This window comes from Bradyrhizobium sp. UBA2491, assembly GCF_002341725.1.
Taxonomy (GTDB): Bacteria; Pseudomonadota; Alphaproteobacteria; order Rhizobiales; family Xanthobacteraceae; genus Bradyrhizobium.
Genome location: NZ_DDOP01000042.1, coordinates 1,709 through 20,300 on the forward strand (window position 1 = coordinate 1,709; position 18,592 = coordinate 20,300).

The 18,592-nt window shown below is 65.5% G+C and carries 15 protein-coding genes and 1 riboswitch; of the genes, 2 read left to right on the forward strand and 13 right to left on the reverse strand.

The features are described from left to right. Positions 1–115 precede the first annotated feature (115 nt). From B2W55_RS13385 to B2W55_RS13400, 4 genes are all read right to left on the reverse strand, one after another. A complete protein-coding gene (locus B2W55_RS13385) occupies positions 116–1,078 on the reverse strand; it encodes an alpha/beta hydrolase (protein WP_024582010.1) in 963 nt (320 codons plus the stop codon). A gap of 14 nt (positions 1,079–1,092) precedes the next feature. Then, positions 1,093–2,877, reverse strand: a complete 1,785-nt coding sequence (locus B2W55_RS13390) for an NAD(P)-binding domain-containing protein (RefSeq protein ID WP_024582009.1) — start codon at positions 2,875–2,877, stop codon at positions 1,093–1,095. Between the two features lie 75 nt (positions 2,878–2,952). Continuing rightward, a complete protein-coding gene (locus B2W55_RS13395; protein WP_024582008.1) occupies positions 2,953–6,399 on the reverse strand; it encodes an acyl-[ACP]--phospholipid O-acyltransferase in 3,447 nt (1,148 codons plus the stop codon). Positions 6,400–6,684: 285 nt separating this feature from the next. Next, on the reverse strand, positions 6,685–6,942 hold the full coding sequence (locus B2W55_RS13400) for a hypothetical protein (RefSeq protein ID WP_024582007.1): 258 nt from the start codon (positions 6,940–6,942) through the stop codon (positions 6,685–6,687). A 52-nt stretch (positions 6,943–6,994) separates the two neighbouring features. Here B2W55_RS13400 and B2W55_RS13405 point away from each other — a divergent pair, with 52 nt between their 5' ends. Next, positions 6,995–7,609: a TetR/AcrR family transcriptional regulator gene (locus tag B2W55_RS13405; RefSeq protein ID WP_024582006.1), complete on the forward strand. Its 615-nt coding sequence runs from the start codon at positions 6,995–6,997 to the stop codon at positions 7,607–7,609. Between the two features lie 6 nt (positions 7,610–7,615). On the opposite strand, the gene B2W55_RS13410 is transcribed toward B2W55_RS13405, so the two are convergent. The 8 genes from B2W55_RS13410 to cobS all read right to left on the reverse strand — a co-directional run bounded on the left by B2W55_RS13410 (position 7,616) and on the right by cobS (position 16,372). Next, positions 7,616–8,035 carry a hypothetical protein gene (locus tag B2W55_RS13410; RefSeq protein ID WP_024582005.1) on the reverse strand — a complete coding sequence of 140 codons (420 nt, stop codon included), beginning with the start codon at positions 8,033–8,035 and terminating at the stop codon, positions 7,616–7,618. 252 nt (positions 8,036–8,287) lie between these two features. Then, positions 8,288–9,388, reverse strand: a complete 1,101-nt coding sequence (locus tag B2W55_RS13415; protein WP_024582004.1) for an LLM class flavin-dependent oxidoreductase — start codon at positions 9,386–9,388, stop codon at positions 8,288–8,290. 136 nt (positions 9,389–9,524) lie between these two features. Then, positions 9,525–10,448 (reverse strand): homoserine O-succinyltransferase, encoded by a 924-nt coding sequence (locus tag B2W55_RS13420; protein ID WP_024582003.1) that lies wholly within the window; start codon positions 10,446–10,448, stop codon positions 9,525–9,527. A 39-nt stretch (positions 10,449–10,487) separates the two neighbouring features. Then, positions 10,488–10,595, reverse strand: a riboswitch (SAM-I-IV-variant riboswitch). Positions 10,596–10,725: 130 nt separating this feature from the next. Continuing rightward, entirely contained in the window at positions 10,726–11,838 is a 1,113-nt protein-coding gene (locus B2W55_RS13425) for an NADH:flavin oxidoreductase/NADH oxidase (RefSeq protein ID WP_024582002.1), read from the reverse strand. Positions 11,839–11,966: 128 nt separating this feature from the next. Continuing rightward, complete coding sequence (locus B2W55_RS13430) at positions 11,967–13,061, reverse strand: esterase-like activity of phytase family protein (RefSeq protein ID WP_024582001.1); 1,095 nt, start codon at positions 13,059–13,061, stop codon at positions 11,967–11,969. A gap of 3 nt (positions 13,062–13,064) precedes the next feature. Then, entirely contained in the window at positions 13,065–14,963 is a 1,899-nt protein-coding gene (gene cobT / locus B2W55_RS13435) for a cobaltochelatase subunit CobT (protein WP_024582000.1), read from the reverse strand. After that, on the reverse strand, positions 14,960–15,370 hold the full coding sequence (locus B2W55_RS13440; protein ID WP_024581999.1) for a GNAT family N-acetyltransferase: 411 nt from the start codon (positions 15,368–15,370) through the stop codon (positions 14,960–14,962). Before B2W55_RS13440 ends, cobT begins: the two co-directional genes overlap by 4 nt. A gap of 3 nt (positions 15,371–15,373) precedes the next feature. After that, positions 15,374–16,372, reverse strand: a complete 999-nt coding sequence (gene cobS / locus B2W55_RS13445; RefSeq protein ID WP_024581998.1) for a cobaltochelatase subunit CobS — start codon at positions 16,370–16,372, stop codon at positions 15,374–15,376. A 294-nt stretch (positions 16,373–16,666) separates the two neighbouring features. On the opposite strand from cobS, the gene B2W55_RS13450 reads away from it, so the two are divergent. Beyond that, the gene (locus tag B2W55_RS13450) at positions 16,667–17,329 is read left to right on the forward strand and encodes a DedA family protein (RefSeq protein WP_024581997.1); all 663 of its coding nucleotides are present in this window, start codon (positions 16,667–16,669) and stop codon (positions 17,327–17,329) included. On the opposite strand, the gene B2W55_RS13455 is transcribed toward B2W55_RS13450, so the two are convergent. Further along, entirely contained in the window at positions 17,330–18,553 is a 1,224-nt protein-coding gene (locus B2W55_RS13455; protein WP_024581996.1) for a citrate/2-methylcitrate synthase, read from the reverse strand. Positions 18,554–18,592 lie beyond the last annotated feature (39 nt).

An 18,592-nucleotide genomic window follows, 5' to 3' on the forward strand; every position in this document is an offset into this window, starting at 1 on the left:
AGGCCGGGACCCATTACCCCGAATGACAATTGGGTGGGATGCTGGGGCCACAGCCCGCTCGAACAACAGGCTGCGGTGGTTATGGGTCCCGGCCTTCGCCGGGACGACAGCGTGGCTACACCCCCTTCTCCAGCAACACCTTGAAATCCGCCCGTGCGCGCTGCGCTTCGGCGCGTGCGGCCTCCGAGGCGTCGCCGAGACCGAAATAGCCGTGAATCAGGCCCTCGCCGGTGTGATAGGTCACCGGCACGCCGGCCGCCTGCAACGCCCTGGCATAGGCATGGCCCTCGTCGCGCAGCGGGTCGAACCAGGCGGTGGTGACGACCGCCGGCGCGGTCCCCTTGAGGCTCGACGCACGCAGCGGCGAGACGCGCCAGTCGGTGCCTTGCGCGGAGTTCGCCAGATAATGGCCGCAGAACCATTCCATCACCGCGCGGGACAGGAAGTAGCCCTCGGCATTCTCCGCGCGCGACGGGAATTTCGCGTTCTCCGCCGGATCGGCGAAACTGCCGACCACGTCGGTGACGGGATAGACGAGAAGCTGCCCGGCAAGCGCGATGCCGGCATCGCGGCAGGCCAGCGCCGAGGTCGCGGCGAGATTGCCGCCCGCGGAATCGCCGGCGACGCCGACGCGGGAGAGATCGCCGCCGAATTCTGTGATCCGCGCCACCACGTCGCGGACCGCGGCGAAGGCATCCTCGAACGCGCCGGGAAAGCGCGTCTCCGGCGGACGGCGGTAATCCACCGAGATCACGACAGCGCCGGTCTCGATCGCGAGGTTGCGGGCCTGGCGGTCATGGGTCTCGAGATCGCCGGCGACCCAGCCGCCGCCGTGGAAGAAGATCACGGTCGGCGCCGTGCCGCGGCCGTTGCGATAGAGCCGCGCGGCGAGCTTGCCGCCGGCGCCCTGCACCTCGATATTGCTGGCAACATCGACCGGCGGCGGCGGCACCGCGGCGCGGGCATCGGCCAAGGCACGCAGCGAATCGCGCGCGCTCTGCGGTGTCATGGTGGCGGGATCGCGCAGCGGCAGCAGCGGAATGATGTTGGCAATGATGGCATCGAGCGGGAGCGGCATGGGTATCCCTCAGATCAGTGCTTGCAGTTGGATGATTTCGAAAGCGTGCCGGCCTCGATCGCTGATATCTGCAACGCGATGAAGCGGCTGAAGATGCGGGCCTGCGAGAACGCGCCGCCGGTGAACCAGAGGCCGGGCTGGCCGGTGCGCGTCCACATGTTGCGCAGCTCCTGCGTCGCCTCGTCGAAGCCCCAGACCCGGCCGACGCGCGCGGCGACATCCTCGCCGAACAGCCTGCCGACCAGATGGTCGGGGCCCTTGTAGCCGGTGGCGAGCACCAACAGCTCGGCGGCGAGCAACGTGCCGTCGTTGAGCGCAAGGCCGTCTGCGGTGAAGCCGGCAATGTCGGTGGCCTGGACCAGGCGGATCTTGCCGTCGGCGATCAGCTCGGAGCAGCCGACGTTGAAATAATAGCCGCCGCCGCGGGAGCGGAATTTCAAGGGCCAGCCAGTGCCGTCCTCGCCGAATTCGAGCCGGAAGCCGGCGTGCTCCAGCCGCGACAGCAGGGGCGCATCGAGCCGCTTCACCTCGTCGGTGATGATCTTGTGCGCGATCTTCATCACCGGCAGCGGCACGCCGGAATTGAGAATGTCGCGCACCTCGATCGGCGGCCCGTCGCCGAGATAGGTCTTGTCGTAGAGCTGCGCCGGCTCGACGTTGACCACCATGGTCGGGCTGCGCTGGATCATGGTGACGTCGGCGCCGGCAGCGTGCAGCTCCTGGCAGATGTCATGCGCGCTGGTGCCGGTGCCGAACACGACCACCGAGCGTCCGGCCCATTCGCGTCCGGCGGCGAACTGGCTGGAATGCAGCACCTTGCCGCCGAAGCGCTCGATGCCGGGGATGGTCGGGATGTTCGGCGTGCCGCTGACGCTGGTCGCCAGCACGATGTGCTTCGGATGCAGCGTGCGCGGACCGTCGCCCCGTTGCAGCGTTACCGTCCAGCGTTGTGTCGCCTCGTCATAACGCGCGGCTTCGAACGAGGTCTCGGTCCAGAAGTCGAGCTCCATGATGTCGACATAGCTTTCCAGCCAGTTCGCGATCTTATCCTTCGGGATGTAGTCCGGAAAGCTCAACGGGAACGGCAGGTAGCGGAACAGATTGACGGGCGTCTTGTTGTGCAGCTTGAGGCCGCGATAGCGCAGCCGCCAATTGTCGCCGATGCGGCGCTCGCGATCGACGATCAAGGCGTCGAGCCCGATCCGCTTGCACTCGACCGCGGCCGCGATGCCGGCGTGCCCGCCGCCGACAATGAGGACATCGGGCTCTCGGTCCGCATAGGCGCGCGAGGCCTGCCGCTGCTCGAGCCAGTCGGGTGCGGCGAAATCGCGCGCGTGAGATTGTTCGGCGGCCTGCCCGGCGCGAGCATCACAGATGCGGTCGAAGTCGAGCATGGTGGAGAAGGTCCACGCCGCGGAATTTCCATCGGCGCCGGGAAGCAGGCGGAGCGCGCCGGTGCCGGCGCCGTTCGACGTCTCGAAGGCGAAGACGGCTTCGATCACCTCACGTCCGGCCACCACCGCGCGCCGCGGTATCAAGGCACGGTCGTCGAGACGAAAGCCGCGCGCGTTGACCGCCTCAGCGCGCGCGAGCAGCTCGGAAACGACGCTCTGTTGCCCGCTGAAGGTCGCGAAATGCCAGGAGATGCCGAAGATGTTGCGCCAGTGGCTCTCGGGCGCGAACAGCGCGGCGACGGTTTCACGAGAACGGTCGGCGAGCGCTGCATCGAGCGCGGCAATCCATCGTTCGGCGACGAATTCAGGCCTGTCTTCGGTAGCCGGGTTCAGTCTGTCCAGCATGATCGTGCTTTCTCGGGAGCAGTTGCCGTCCATCTGACAACATGCGCCCGAAAAGCACAACCATCATGCCAAGACTCATGCGACATGTTGCGCGAGCGGCTCCGGCTCGGCCGGCTGCTCCTCGGCCTGCACAACCGGCGCAGCCGCGAGTTCCTTGGCGAGCGCCGTCGCGCCGACATAGTCGGTCTTGCCGGTGCCGAGCAGCGGCACCTTGTCGACGACGCGGATGTCGGCAGGTACCGCGAGCTCGGAGGCGCCGACGCTCTTGGCCTGGCGCTGCATCGCTGATCGGTCGGCATCCTTCTGCGTCGTGAGCAGCACGATGCGTTCGCCCTTGCGCTGATCGGGCAGCGTGACCGCAACCGACATCGCCTGCGGCCACAACGTGGTCGCCATGGTCTCGACCGCCGACAGCGAGACCATCTCGCCGGCGATCTTGGCGAAGCGCTTGGCGCGGCCCTTGATCGCGATGAAGCCCTGCGCATCGATCGTAACGATGTCGCCGGTGTCGTGCCAACCTTCGGGCAGCGGCTCCAGCACGCCGGGATTCTCGGCGCGGAGATAGCCGAGCATCACGTTCGGCCCCTTTACGGAGAGGCGGCCGCCTTCCTCGATGCCTGGGACCGGATCAAGGCGATATTGCATCAGCGGCGAGATGCGACCCACAGTGCCCTGGCGGTTGGCCATCGGCGTGTTCATCGCGAGCACCGGCGCGGTCTCGGTGACGCCGTAACCTTCGAGGATGCGGATGCCGTAGCGCTCCATATAGACCTGCCGCGTGCGCTCCTTCACCGCTTCGGCGCCGGCGATGACGAGCCGCAACGTACGGAAGTCATAGGCATGCGCCGAGCGGGCATAGCCGGTGAGGAAGGTGTCGGTACCGAACAGGATGGTGGCGCCGGTCTGGTAGATCAGCTCGGGCACGATCCGGTAGTGCAGCGGCGACGGATACATGAAGATCGGGATGCCGCCGAGGATCGGCATCATCATGCCGCCGGTCAAACCGAACGAATGGAACACCGGCAGGACGTTGAACACCTTGTCGTCGGCATTGGCATCGACCCGCGCCAGCGCCTGCGCCGCATTGGCGAGGATGTTGCGGTGGGACAGCACGACACCCTTCGGCGTGCCTTCCGAACCTGAGGTGAACAGGATGACCGCGGGATCGTTGGCCTTGCGCGCGACACGCGGCGCGATGCCGGCGCGGAAGCCCGCGATCTTGTCAGCGAGGCTGATGCCCTCCCTGACATCCTCGAGATAAACCACGCGCGCCTGGCCGGCGATCGCGGCGATCAGCTTGTCGAGCTTGCCCTTCTCGATGAAGGCCTTGGAGGTCAGCACGGTCTTGACCTGCGCCGCCTTCATCGCGGCCAGCACATTGACCGGACCGGCCGAGAAGTTGAGCATCGCCGGCACCCGGCCGATGGTCTGCAACGCGAAGAACACGACGGCGACGCCGGCCGAATTCGGCAACAGCACGCCGACATTGTCGCCCACCGCAGTGCCTTGCTCCAACTTGCGGCTCAGCACCTGTGCGCCGAGGATCAGCTTGCGATAGGTCAGCTTGGTGCCGAGCGCGTCCTCGATGATCGGCTTGCCGGTGTCGCGGTCGCGATAGGCATGGCCGAGGCCCTCGAACAGGGTCTGGTCGAGCATCGCATTCTGCACCATGGCGTCGATCATGACGTCCTGCAGCGCGGCGCCGGCGGCGTTGCGGCGCGCCTTGCCACGCAGCGCCTGGTCAATCGGCAGCTTCACCGGCGGCAGGATCGAGATCGTCACCTTGGGGAACCAGGAGCGCTTGATCTGGCCATCCTTGAGATAGCTCAGATGCGAGCGCTGCGCGCCCTCGATGCGGACCGGAACAACGACGGCATCGGCCTTGTCGGCGATCATCGCGGTGCCGTCATAGACCTTCATCAGCGAGCCGGAGAGCGTGATGCGGCCTTCCGGGAAGATCACCACCGGCTCACCGGCCGCGACCAGCTTGATCAGGTCGCGCGCGGCCAGCGGCTTGGACGGATCCATCGTGTAGTGCTTGATCATCTTCAGGAACGGCTTGGCCCACCATGCCTTGGAGATTCCGGTATCGACCGCGTAGCTCGCGTCGATCGGCAGCGTGGCGTGCAGCAGCGGACCGTCGACCAGGCTGACATGGTTGGGCGCGATCAGCATCCGCGTGCCCTCGGGCGGCAGGTTTTCCATGCCGCGGACCTCGACCCGGAACAGCGCGCGGAACAGCAACGCGCCGAAATCGCGGACGCCTTCCTTGCCCCATTTGCTCAGCACGAACCAGACCGTGCCGAAGCTCGCAATGGCGAGGCCGAAGAAGATCCAGGCGATCGGAAGACCGATGGCTTGCAGCGCGCCGACGAACACCGCACCGGCGACCATGAAGCCGGCCTGCAAGATGTTGCCGGCGGCGATGATGCGGGCGCGCTCGGACGGCGCGGTCCAGGCCTGCACCGCGGCGAACGACGGCACCACGAACAGGCCGCCGCCGAAGGCAAACAGGAAGAAGTCGGCCAGCATGCGGAAGCCGCCAAACGAGGTCGCGAACGCAGCCGCCGTGACGTCCTTGCCGAGCGAGGTGGTGGCGATCGCCCAAGCGAGGTCGAGGCCGACCAGGCCCATCACGATGGCGCCGATCGGAACCAGCGCAAGGTTCGGCCGAACATGACTCAGCTGCGCGGCGAACAGTGAGCCGGCGGCGATGCCGATCGCGAACACGGCGAGGCACAGCGTGACCACGCCCTCGGTGCCGCCGACGCCCTCCTTGATCAGCGCGGGCAGCAGCGACAGCACGATCGCGCCGACCATCCAGAACCAGGACACGATCACCATGCCGTCCCACAGCCGCTGTTCGGCATAGAGCGACTTCAACAGGCGCACCGTCGAGGTCCACGGGTTCTTGGTAATGGCAAGCTCAGGCGCGGAGGGCTGCGTGACCGGGATGCGCGAGGCGAACACCCAGGACAGCATCGACAGACCGACCACGGCGGTGCAGATCCAGCCCATGTGGCTCGCGCCGGCGACGAACAGGCCGCCCGCGATGGTGCCGATCAGGATCGCCATGAAGGTCGCGCCCTCGACCAGCGCGTTGCCGGTCGCGAGCTCCGAAACCGAGAGCTGGTCGGGCAGCATCGCATACTTCACCGGGCCGAACAGCGCAGCCACGACGCCGAACAGCGCCAATGCGACGTACAGCAGCGGGATCGAGTGCATGAAGAAGCCGGCGGCGGCAAAGGCCGCGGCAAAGATCTCGAAGAATTTCAGGCGCCGCGCCACGATGGATTTGACGTAGCGGTCGGCGAGTTCGCCGCCGAGCGCAGACAACACGAAGAACGGAACAATGAACACCGCGCCGGCGAGTTGCACCAGCGCCGGCCCCTGCTCGGTCGCCACGCTATAGAGCAGCATGATGACGAGCGCATTCTTGAGCACGTTGTCATTCAATGCCGAACAGAACTGCGACCAGAACAGCGGCGCGAAGCGGCGGGACGTCATCAATTCCTTGATCATGACCGGTTCCTTGGGTTAGCGCGCACGGCGCCAGCAGTCAGGGAGTTCGCGTGGCAGAGAGGGATGGGCGGGGTGACAATGACGGAGATGCCGCAGCTTTTAGTCTTTTTCGCAATGGTTCGGTTCGAACCGGCGCACATCCGCAGCGCCGAAACGACGGGACATTGCCCGCGAGAGATGTACGAGACCTTATCCAGACTTGGGGTTGTTTGATCTCGACATCAGTTCGCGGGGACATAGTGAGTGCTTTGTTGCGGTTTCGGCGACAATTGCGGACTGCGCACTTCAGGTCAGTTCACTCAGGCCGCGGAACGGCGACCAACGGCAGTTGCGCGATTTGCAACGGCCGCCGCCAGCAGCCGACGGGCGCGGCGCGTGTCGATCCGCGCGCCGCTGCTCCAGCACGCCGGCGACGTCGCAGGCGCGGGCGATCCGCTCGATCGGCGCAGTCGCCAGATCGAACATGACGCGGCCGAAGCCCTTCACGAACTCGATCGCGTCATCGACAAAGGTGGTGGTCAATTGAAGTGCTAGGGTCTGCATGTGAGTGGCCTCCTATGCCAACTTGAGCAACGCTCAAATTAGTAATACGAAAATGAACATTGTTCAAGAAGAATCGCGACGGGACCGGAGAAAACTTCAGCGGCGAGCTCTGCTGATCGAGATCGCGCGCCGGTACATCACCACTAAAGGATTGAGATCATTGAAGGTTCGTGATGTTGCCGAGGCAGCCGGCTGCTCGATCGGCAGCGTCTACAATGAATTCGGCGACTTCGACGGCCTGATCTTGACCGTGAACCGGGAGACCGTTCAGGCCCTGACCGCCCGGCTCAAGGCGGTTCCCGCCGACGATCCCCTGCGCCAGTTGCACGGGCTCGCCGATGCCTATCTCGGCTTCGCCACCGAGCACGCCAATCTGCTGCGCTCGCTGTTCGAGCATCGGATGGAGAACGACCGGCCGTTTCCGGAAGATATCCTCGCGATGGTGATGGACGCGTTCGCGCTGATGCACGCACCGCTGGTGCGGCTGTTGCCCGATCGCGATCCGGACGATATCGCGCTGCTGTCGCGCATGATGTTCTCCGCGGTCCACGGCATCATCTCGCTCGGCCTCGAGGAACGCATGGTCGCGGTGCCGCCGGAGCGGCTACGCGAGCGGCTCACGCAATTCGTCGACACGCATCTCGCCGGATTGGGCATCGCCGGCTGAGTCCAATCAGGCCCGGGTGCGCGCGATCGTGCCGGCGACGATCTGCATGGCGACGCCAAGCACCCAGCCTGTCATGATCGCCGCGGTCCAGGCGATGTCCGGCTCGCTGCGCAGCACGATCACGCCGACCGAGAAGAACGCCACCAGCGTGGCGAGGAAGGTGCCGACCGCGCTGAGCAACTCCGCCGCGTCGATCTTGCGCGTCGAGGCCGAGTCCTTCGGGCGAAACAGCTTCGGCGGCGTATCGATGCCGAGATAGAACCCGATCGCGCCACCCAGCATCATGATGAGCAGGAACGCCTGCGACGTCAGCGCCGAGACGCTCGAGCCGACATGGATGGCGACGAACAGGCCGCTCGCGGCTCCCGCCAGGGCAAGCCCGAAACGCTCCAGCACATGGGCAAATTTTCTGACGCGGCTGCGCATTGCTCTGCCTCATCAATGAATTGCGCCGTCGTTCAGGCTAGGCCTTTTCGCTGCATCGCGATAGTGCTCCCCACTCACATGACTGCGACCGGCACCACACTCTGCGGTTACTGCAACCAGTTACACCGATCCACGGGGTAATCGGATCAACGCATGCGGCGCATTCCGCCTGCGCATGACGTCGATTGTCCGACCTCACATGACAACGGGGCAGCCTCGCCGCTGCCCCGCGTTCTTTCTCACCGTCAAAAGCTAGGCCGCGCGGCCAACCGATGCATCGAGATGCTTCAGTCGCGGCAGCACCTCCTGCTTGAGCAACCGCAGCGAATTGTGCCAGGCCTCGGGCTTGTGCTTGTAGTCGAAGCCGAACACCAGCAGCACGCCGAAGCCGCCGACCTCGTGATAGATCTTCTCGATCTTCTCGGTGACGGTTGCCGGCGAGCCGACGATCCAGTTGTTCCGTGCACAATATTCGACCGTGACGTCGCTGTCGGGCACGTCGGGCGAGGCTTTCAGATAATCCTTGAAGCCGAAGTGACCGAGCAGCGGCAGGAAATATTCGCTCATCATCCGGCCCATCATGTCGCCGGTCGAGAGCTTCCAGGCCTCCGCGTCGGTGTCGGCGACGAACACTTCGCGTACCATCCGCCAGTCCTTGCGGCTCGGCTTGCGACCGGTCTTGGCGGCGCCCGCTTCTACCGAATCCCAGTGGCTGCCGACATAGGCCGGGTTCAGGTTGAGGCTCATCGGGATGAAGCCGCGCTCGCCGGCGAGCTTCAAGGTGTCCGAGTTCTTCGACAGGCCGGCGACGCCGATCGGCGGATGCGGCGCTTGCTGAGGCTTGATGTGCGGCTTGAGGAAGTCGAACATCGTGTCCGGCTTGGTGACCGTCCAGAACTTGCCCTTGTGCGTCCAGGGTCCCGGCTCGGTCCACATCTTCAGGATGATCTCGAGCGCCTCGCGGGTCATGTCGCGGTTTTGCCCGGACATGCCGTCGACATTGAACATCGCCCAGTCGCTCGGCAGGCCTGATGCCGCAACGCCAAAATTCAGGCGGCCGTTCGAGATGTGGTCGAGCATCGCGACGCGGTTGGCGAGTTCGGCGGGATGGTGATACGGCAGCAGGAAGCCGCCGGGGCCGATGCGCAGATTCTTGGTCTGCAACAGCGCCTGCGCCACCAAGAGATCGGGCGACGGGTGCGGCTCCCAGGGCGCGGTGTGGTGCTCGCCGATCCAGGCTTCCTGATAGCCGAGTTCATCGAGCCAGCGCAGCACTTGCAGGTCCCAGTCGTGGCCCTCTTTCAATCCGCACTCCGGCGGATGCGACGGCATCGCGAAGTATCCGAGTTCCATGGGTTTCCTCTCTCGCATTGTTGATGCGTGTCTTGCGCACGCGCTCCGAGAGTACCTGCCCAGGCCGCGGCAGGACAATGGCTTTGTCGCTCCATGATCCGCAGCGAGCGACGACGACTCCGTGATCGGTAACGCGCTAGGACATCACCGGCGAGGCGCGGCCGATCGTGGCGGAATCGAACGGCGCGGTTTGGTAGATTTCGTTGATCCAGTTGCCGAACAGAAGGTGGGCGTGACTGCGCCAGACGTTCTCTGAGCGTCGCGAGGGATCATCGCCCGGGAAATAATTGGCAGGCAGCTGAGCGTTGCCGTCGCGCGCATACTCATCCGCGAGCGTGCCGGTCTCGTACTCGAAATGATTGAAGATATGCAACGAACGGCGCCGCGGATCGCTCACGAGGCAAGGACCAGCCTCCTCGCTGGCGGCGAGGACATGCAGGCCGCGGCTTTGCGAAATGTCGGAGGTCCTGACCTCCGTCCAACGCGAGACCGGGACGTCGAATCTGTCCGAAAATCCTCTCATGTACGGCGACGCCGGGGCCAGGTTGCGATGTTGGAAAATTCCGAAGGCCTTGCGGGCAAGCTCGTGCTTCGGCACCGCATGGAAGTGATGGAGGGCCGCCTGAGCGGCCCAGCAGATGGTCAAGCAGCTGTGGACGTGGGTTTGCGTCCACTCGAAGATCATCCGCAACTCGGGCCAGTAGCGGACCTCTTCGAACGGCAGGCGCTCGACCGGAGCGCCTGTGATGATGAAGCCGTCGAAGCGCTCGGTGCTGACGTCGCTCCATGGCCGATAGAACGCCGCCAGATGGTCGGCCGACGTGTGACGCGCCACATGATCGGAGATCCGTACCAGCGTCAGTTCGATCTGGAGCGGGGTTGCGCCCAGCAGACGAGCGATCTGCGTTTCGGTGCTGATCTTGTTCGGCATGAGATTGAGCAGCCCGATCCGCAACGGGCGGATGTCCTGCCGTATCGCGTCGGCCTCGCGCATGACCGCGACGCCTTCTGCTTCCAGCGTTTCACGGGCGGGGAGATCGTCGGGGATCTTGATCGGCATGACGCGGCATTCCTTTGCCTGAGGAACGACGCTGGTGGCTCGGGTCCGCTTGGTTGCCGGCTCGGCCACATCCTCCCGGGAGGGAGTGCCACCTTGCCCGGATTGGCAGGTTGGCGTTGGGCGTCGCCCCAACTCTTGATGCGAGTGGAACGCTAGCACGCGGGTATGCCGCGATGCAATTATTCCGCCTCCAAACCGATGCGAGGAGCGATGCCGGCATCGCTCCTCGCATCGACGAAAGCCTCATGGCGAAGCGGGCTTCGCGACCGATGCAGCCTTACCGCGCACCGAAGGTGATCTTGCCGAACAGCGCCTTCTGCGTCGACGGCTGCGAGCGCCAGTATTGCGGCGGTGCCGAGACCTCGCCGCCAAGTTCGGCGGCGGCGTGCCAGCCCCAGCGCGGGTCGTAGAGCATGCCGCGGGCGAGCGCCACCATGTCGGCCTTGCCTGACGCGACGATCTCCTCGGCCTGCTTGGCTTCGGTGATCAGGCCGACCGCCATCGTGGTGACGCCGGTCGCCTCCTTCACCGCCTGCGCCGCCGGCACCTGGTAGCCCGGCCCGAGCTGGATCTTCTGCAACGGCGAGACGCCGCCCGACGAGACGTCCATCCAGTCGACGCCGCGCTTCTTCAGCTCCCTGGTGAATTCGACGGTCTGCGCGACGTCCCAGCCGCCCTCGACCCAGTCGGTCGCCGAGACCCGGACGCCGACCGGCTTGCGGTCCGGAAATGCAGCACGCACGGCGTCGAACACTTCCAGCGGAAAGCGCATCCGGTTCTCGAGCGAGCCGCCATACTGGTCGGTGCGCTTGTTGGCGAGAGGCGACAGGAACTGATGCAGCAGATAGCCGTGCGCGCCGTGCAGTTCGAGCGCATCGATGCCGAGCCGGTCGGCGCGCTTCGCGGCAGCGACGAATGCTTCGCGGATGCGCTTCAGGCCGGCATCATCGAGCGCCACCGGCGCGGCCTCGCCGTCCTTATGCGGGACCGCAGACGGTCCCACCGTCTGCCAGCCACCTTCGGCGATCGGAATCAACTGCCCGCCCTCCCAGGGACGCTGGCTCGAGGCCTTGCGGCCGGCATGAGCGAGCTGCATCGCGACCGCGGCCTTCGAATGCTTGCGCACCGAGGCCAGGATCGGCTTCAGCGCCGCCTCGTTGGCATCGCTGTAAAGGCCGAGGCAGCCCGGCGTGATCCGCCCGATATCCTCGACATGGGTGGCCTCGATGCAGAACATCGCAGCTCCCGACAGCGCCAGCATGTTGATGTGGGTGAAGTGCCAGTCATTGGCCGAACCGTCGTCGGCCGAATACTGGCACATCGGCGAAACCATGATGCGATTGGAGAGCTTGAGGCCGCGCAGTTCGATCGGAGAGAACAGGGTGCTCATGCGGGGATATCCGGGATCGGGGGAAAGGCGCCGTTAACATAGGGGCCGCCCGGTCGATCACCAACAGGCAGGAGCCGCGGAGAGGCCGGGACGCAGAGCAGCAATGCTCTGACGCCGTTGCCCGCGGATCATTCCACCAGCGTGAATTGCAGCAGCAGATTACGCTGGATCAGGGAGAAATTGTCATCGGAGATCATGGTCAGCACGGTCTCTCCCTCGTCGGTGACATGGGCATCGATGCCTTCCATATTGTCGATCTCGTTGCCGAGATCGGCGTTGAAGATCGCCGGCCCATCGACCAGGGCAGCTGGCACGATGTCCGACAGCGCGAGGCGGCGGATGCGGATGCCGACGCCGCCGATCCAGGAGAATTTCCGCTCCAGGATCAAGAGATCGCCAGAGCGTAGAAGCACCGCGTCGCTGATGTCGAAATTGTCGGTGCGGCGAACGCTGAACTGACCCGGCGTCTTGCCGCCGACCAGGAAGGCGATCAGGTTGCCGCTGGCATCGAGGCCCCGCTCGGACAGTGCGATCAGCGTGCCGGCAAGCGGTTGAACGTTGGCCATCGTCTTGGGAACGAAGACCAGCGCCTCCAGCCCCTTGTTGTTGGGAAGCTTGCGCGCCGCCGCCGGCAGCGGCACCACCTCGCCGCGCGAGCGGGTGAAGCCTTTGGAGAAATCGTAGCGCAGCACCTGGTTGACCCGCTCGAGCCCGACATAGGCGATCGAGCCGTCGAGCGCGAGCGATTCCGAATCGAACCAGCCCCTGTTGACTGTGATCGGCCTGCCATCTGCGCCGAGCAGCGGTGCAGCCTCGACGTCACCCAGCCCGACCATCTCCCGGCCGCGATAGACGATGCGGCCGGTGAGCCAGCTACCGCGATCGCTGACCGCGATGAAGCGCTCACCCCTGGGATCGAGGCGCAACGCCGAGTAGCCGCCGAAACCTGCGAACGACGAGGTCAGGATCAGGCCGCTGCGAAATTCCAGCGCACCGAACCGCACCCGCGAACGATCGCGGATATCGAATGAGGCCAGCGGCCGGGCCTTGACCTCGATCGAAACGGGTTCGTTGACGCGGGACGCACTCGGACCGGCGGCTGGTCTCGGCGGCAATGGAGGCTGCGTCGCGTTTTGCGCCTGCGCGAGACGCGGCAATGCCGCGACCGACAGCCCCGCCGCCATATCTCTCAGGAAATGGCGGCGGCTAGAATGTGAGCGCATGTCTCACGAGTGGAGGCGGCGCCGGGTGCCCGGGGCGGGCGCAGAGCCGTGGGTCTCGCTGAACAGCTCGGCGAGCTTTTCGGTGATGGCACCGCCAAGCTCTTCGGCGTCCACGATGGTGACGGCACGGCGATAATAGCGCGTCACGTCGTGGCCGATGCCGATCGCGATCAGTTCGACCGGCGAGCGGGTCTCGATCTCCTCGATGATGTGACGCAGATGCCGCTCGAGATAATTGCCGGGATTGACCGACAACGTGGAATCGTCCACCGGCGCACCGTCGGAGATCATCATCAGGATGCGGCGCTGCTCGGGACGCGCCAGCAGGCGCTTGTGCGCCCAGTCCAGCGCCTCGCCGTCGATGTTTTCCTTGAGCAGACCCTCGCGCATCATCAGGCCGAGATTCTTGCGCGCACGCCGCCATGGCGCATCGGCCGATTTGTAGATGATGTGGCGCAGGTCGTTGAGGCGGCCCGGATTGGCCGGCTTGCCGGCGGCAAGCCACGCCTCGCGCGACTGCCCGCCCTTCCAGGCGCGAGTGGTGAAGCCCAGGATCTCGACCTTGACGCCGCAGCGCTCCAGCGTGCGCGCCAGGATGTCGGCGCAGGTGGCCGCGACCGTAATCGGGCGGCCACGCATCGAGCCGGAATTGTCCAGCAGCAGCGTCACCACGGTGTCGCGGAAGGTCGCCTCCTTCTCGTGCATGAAGGACAGCGGGTGATAGGGATCGGTGACGACGCGCGACAGCCGCGCCGGATCGAGGATGCCCTCTTCGAGGTCGAACTCCCAGGCGCGATTCTGCTGCGCCATCAGGCGGCGCTGCAGGCGGTTGGCGAGCCGCGCCACGATACCCTGCAAATGCGCGAGCTGCTTGTCGAGATAGGAGCGCAGCCGCTCCAGCTCGTCATGATCGCAGAGATCCTCGGCCGCGATCACCTCGTCGAATTTCGGCGCGAAGGCATGATACTCCGGACCGCGCGGCTCGTTCTGGCCGCGCGAATTCGGCCGCGTCGCCTCGCCCGGCGTCTCGTCGTCGCCGAGTTCGCCATCGTCGAACGTATCAGACGTCGAAGCCTGCGCGCTCTCCATCGCGCTCTCGCTCATCTCCTCCGCGGTGGTCTGCGCCTGGTCGGCGCTCATCTCCTGCGCGGCATCGGAATCGGGCGAGCCTTCGGCGCCGGACTGATCGCTCTCGCCGTCCTGGTTCTCGTCCTGGTCGTCGTCATCGTCGGAATCCATGTTGCGGTCGTCGCCGAGATCGAGCGCCGACAGCAGATCATGGACGAGGTCGCCGAACCGGGCCTGGTCCTCGGTGAAGCGGCTGAGCTTGTCGAGCCGCGAGCCGATCTTGTCCTCCAGCAACGGACGCCAGAGATCGACCATCTTCTTCGCGGCGGCGGGCGGAGCGAGGCCGGTGAGGCGCTCGCGCACCAGCATCGCCAGCGCATCCGACAGCGGCGCATCGGCGCGATCGGTGATCTCGTCATACTTGCCGCGATGGAAATGGTCGTCGAGCATCGCGGTCAGGTTCTTGGCGACACCCGCCATCCGCCGCGAGCCGATCGCCTCGACACGCGCCTGCTCGACCGCTTCGAACACGCCACGCGCCTGCGGATTGCCCGGCATCAGCTTGCGATGCACCTTGGGATCGTGACAGGCGATCTTGAGCGCGATCGAATCGGCGTGGCCGCGCACGATCGCCGCATCGCGCTTGGTCATCTTGCGCGCCGGCTCCGGCAGCCGCGCCTTGCCGGGCGCGAGCCCGGGACGCTCGGCGGCGAACGAGACCTCGAGCTCCGGCTTCTTGGCGATCGCCTTCAGGCACGCCGACACCGAGCGCTTGAACGGCTCGGTCGGCGCTTCCTTCGACCCGGGACGGAATTTGATGTTGGAGGTTGTCATAGCGATTTCGTAAACCAATGGCGCGTGACGCCACCGGGATATCCCTCAATCGAACCGAACTCTTTATATCCGTTGGCGCGGTAGAAGCCCGGCGCCTGGAAGCTCATCGTATCCACGTAGGATTGCGTCGCTCCGAAGCGCCGCGCCTCGTCCTCGATCGCCTTGATCAGCTTGGCGCCGAAGCCCTTGCTGCGAAACCTCTGCTCCAGCCAGAACAACTGGATGAACAACACCGCTGTCCAGACCTCGCCGACGACGCCGCCGACGATCTCGTCACCCTGGCGCAGCGAGATGGCGAAGCGCTTGTACTTCTGCTTCCCCATCTTCTCGTTGTTGTAGCGGAGCAATCCGCCGAGCACCGCTTTCTTCGTCTGTGTGACTGTGCGCTCGACGGAGAGTTTCGGCATGGACTAGCTGAGCGCCACGTTGACCGAGGATTCCGGCAGCTCGACGTTGAAGCAGCGCTGGTAGAACTCGGCCACGAGCGGCCGCTCCAGCTCGTCGCACTTGTTGAGGAAGGTGACGCGGAACGCGAAGCCGATGTCGCTGAAGATATCGGCGTTCTCGGCCCAGGTAATCACCGTGCGCGGGCTCATCACCGTCGACAGATCGCCATTGGCGAAGGCGTTGCGGGTCAGATCCGCGAGCCGCACCATCTTGTTGACGATGTCGCGGCCTTCCTGGGTGCGATAGTGCTTCGCCTTGGCCAGCACGATCTCCACTTCCTCGTCATGAGCGAGGTAGTTCAACGTGGTCACGATCGACCAGCGGTCCATCTGGCCCTGGTTGATCTGCTGGGTGCCGTGATAGAGGCCCGAGGTGTCGCCGAGGCCGACCGTGTTGGCGGTCGAGAACAGGCGGAACGCCGGATGCGGCTTGATCACCTTGTTCTGGTCGAGCAGCGTTAGGCGGCCGGAGACTTCCAGCACGCGCTGGATCACGAACATCACGTCCGGGCGGCCGGCGTCATACTCGTCGAACACAAGCGCGATATTGTGCTGCAACGCCCAAGGCAGGATGCCGTCGCGGAATTCGGTGACCTGCTTGCCATCCTTGACCACGATCGCGTCCTTGCCGACGAGGTCGATACGGCTGATGTGGCTGTCGAGGTTGACGCGGACGCAAGGCCAGTTGAGCCGGGCCGCGACCTGCTCGATATGAGTCGACTTGCCGGTGCCGTGATAGCCGGTGACCATCACGCGGCGGTTCTTGGCGAAGCCGGCGAGGATCGCGAGCGTGGTGGCGCGGTCGAAGCGATAGTCGCTGTCGACCTCCGGCACGTGCGGGTCGACTTCGGAATAGGCGGGAACTTCCAGGTCGCTATCGATCCCGAACACCTGCCGGACCGACACCTTCATGTCGGGCAAGCCGACGGGTTCCTGATTCTTGGTCTGGACGGCGGTCGTCATTCATCCTCCGAGGTCCCGGGCATTCCCGAAACCAGATTGATCGTTTGGCTGCGGATTGGGTGCTAAACGCCAGCCTAGCAGAGAGCAACGGTCGGCAGAAGCCCGAGGGCCAATCAAAGTTCCGTTGTTCTATCATGAAGATAGGGCCGGCGTTCGGTTTTTGGAGGGCTGCCCTGCGAATCGCGCCGTACTTTTGTCCGATCGACGCCGACGCCTGACCGGAACCAGGCACTTTTCACCCCTGACCCGAGTTGTTAGGTCTGACACCCACACGCACGCCGCCACAGGAATCTTGTGACTTCATTCCTCGATCCCCTGATCACATTCGTTTCGGCCCATGCCTGGCTCGCCTATCTGACGCTGTTTCTGGCTGCCCTGCTGGAGGCCGTTCCGGTGGTCGGCTCGCTGGTGCCGGGCTCGACCATCATCCTGGCGCTGAGCGCGCTGGTGCCCGGCGGCGAATTGAAGCTGTGGCCGGTGCTGGCCGCCGCGGCCGCCGGTGCAATGCTCGGTGACGGCACCGCCTACCTGATCGGCTATCGCAGCCAGCGCGAGATCCTGTCGGCCTGGCCGCTGTCCAATTATCCGCGGGTGGTGGCGCAGAGCGAGGCCTTCTTCAACCGCTGGGGCGTGCTGGCGGTGTTCTTCGCCCGCTTCGTGCCGCCGATCCGTGCCTTCGTACCGCTCACGGCGGGCGCGCTCGACATGCCGCCACAGCGCTTCTACGCGGTCAACATCCCCGCGATCCTGCTCTGGGCGCCGGCGCATGTGCTGCCCGGCGTGCTCGCGGTCACCGCGCTGCATGACTATGCCGGCCTGCCGCACCACGAGCATGTCGGCAAGCACCTGTGGATGTTCGCGGTGGCGGGCTGTGCCGTGATCCTGGCGCTCGCGGTCTGGACCATCCGCCGCCGGCATGGCGGCGGCCTGATCGAAACCGCCAAGCCGACGAAATAGCTAGATGCTGTTGGTCGCGCCGGCCCGCCCCGGCGCCGGACCGACATAGCGGGCACGAGGCCTGATCAGCCTGCCGAGCGCGAGCTGCTCGCTGGCATGCGCGATCCATCCGACGCTGCGGGCCATCGCGAACAGCGCGAGCTCGCTGCCTGCCGGCATCCGCAGCGCATGCACCAGCACCGCCAGCGCGTAATCGATGTTGACGAACTCGCCGGTCGCCTCCGCGATCCGCTCCGGCACCTCCCGGGTGAATTTGCGCGGCGCACCGGCCCGCGTCAGCGCCTCGAGCAGCGAGATCGCGCGCGGATCGCCCTTCTTGTAGACGCCGTGGCCGAAGCCGGCGAAGCGCTCACCAAGCGCGACGCGCTCGCGGACCACAGGCGCTACGTCGTTGTCGAGCATCGTCTTGACCAGGCGCGAGGCGAGCACGCCGGCGCCGCCGTGCATCGGCCCTTTCAGCGCGACGAGGCCTGCGATCACCGCGTCGTACAGATTGAGCCCGGTCGATGCCGCGCAACGCGCGGTGAAGGTGGAGGCATTCAATTCATGATCGGCGAGCAGCACCAGTGCGCGGCGGATCAGGTCGGGCGCATGCTTGTTGTCGGCCGCCCACACCCGCGCCACCTGCTGATGCAGCGGTTCGGCCGACGGCACGGCGTTGAGCATGGTCGCGACCAGCAGCCGCAAGATCCGCCCGCCAACCATGGCGCGGCCGTCGGGCGCGCGGGTGAAGGCGCCGGGATCGGCACTTGCCGCCAGCGCCAGCACGGCGACGGTGCGGTCGATCGGCTGCGCCCGCCGCGCCGCCTCCGCGATCGCGCGCATTTCATCGGAGACGTGCGGACAATTGTCGGAGGCGAACGGATCGACGCCGGTGACGTCCCACAGCAGCGTCGCGGTGTGCTCCAGCGTATCCCGTTCAGCGAGATCGACGCAGTTCACACCGCGATAGATCGGGCCTTGCTCGGTGATGGTGGCGATCGCCGAATCCATCACCGGCAGTTCGGCGTCGAAATTGCGGAACCCGCGCGGTTCCGGCGACGGTACACGGCGCTCCTTCAGGCCCCTGATGTCCTCGGCACGGTAGCGGTGGCTGCGCGAATCCGGCGACGGCTCGGAGCGGATCAACCCGCGGCTGACATAGGCATAGAGGGTCGCCGGCGAGATCGCGAGCTCGGCGGCGGCTTCTCGGGCAGAGAGGTAAAGCTCGGCGGATTTTTTCATATTGATTGATATAATCAAGATTGATCAACTCGTCGAGGG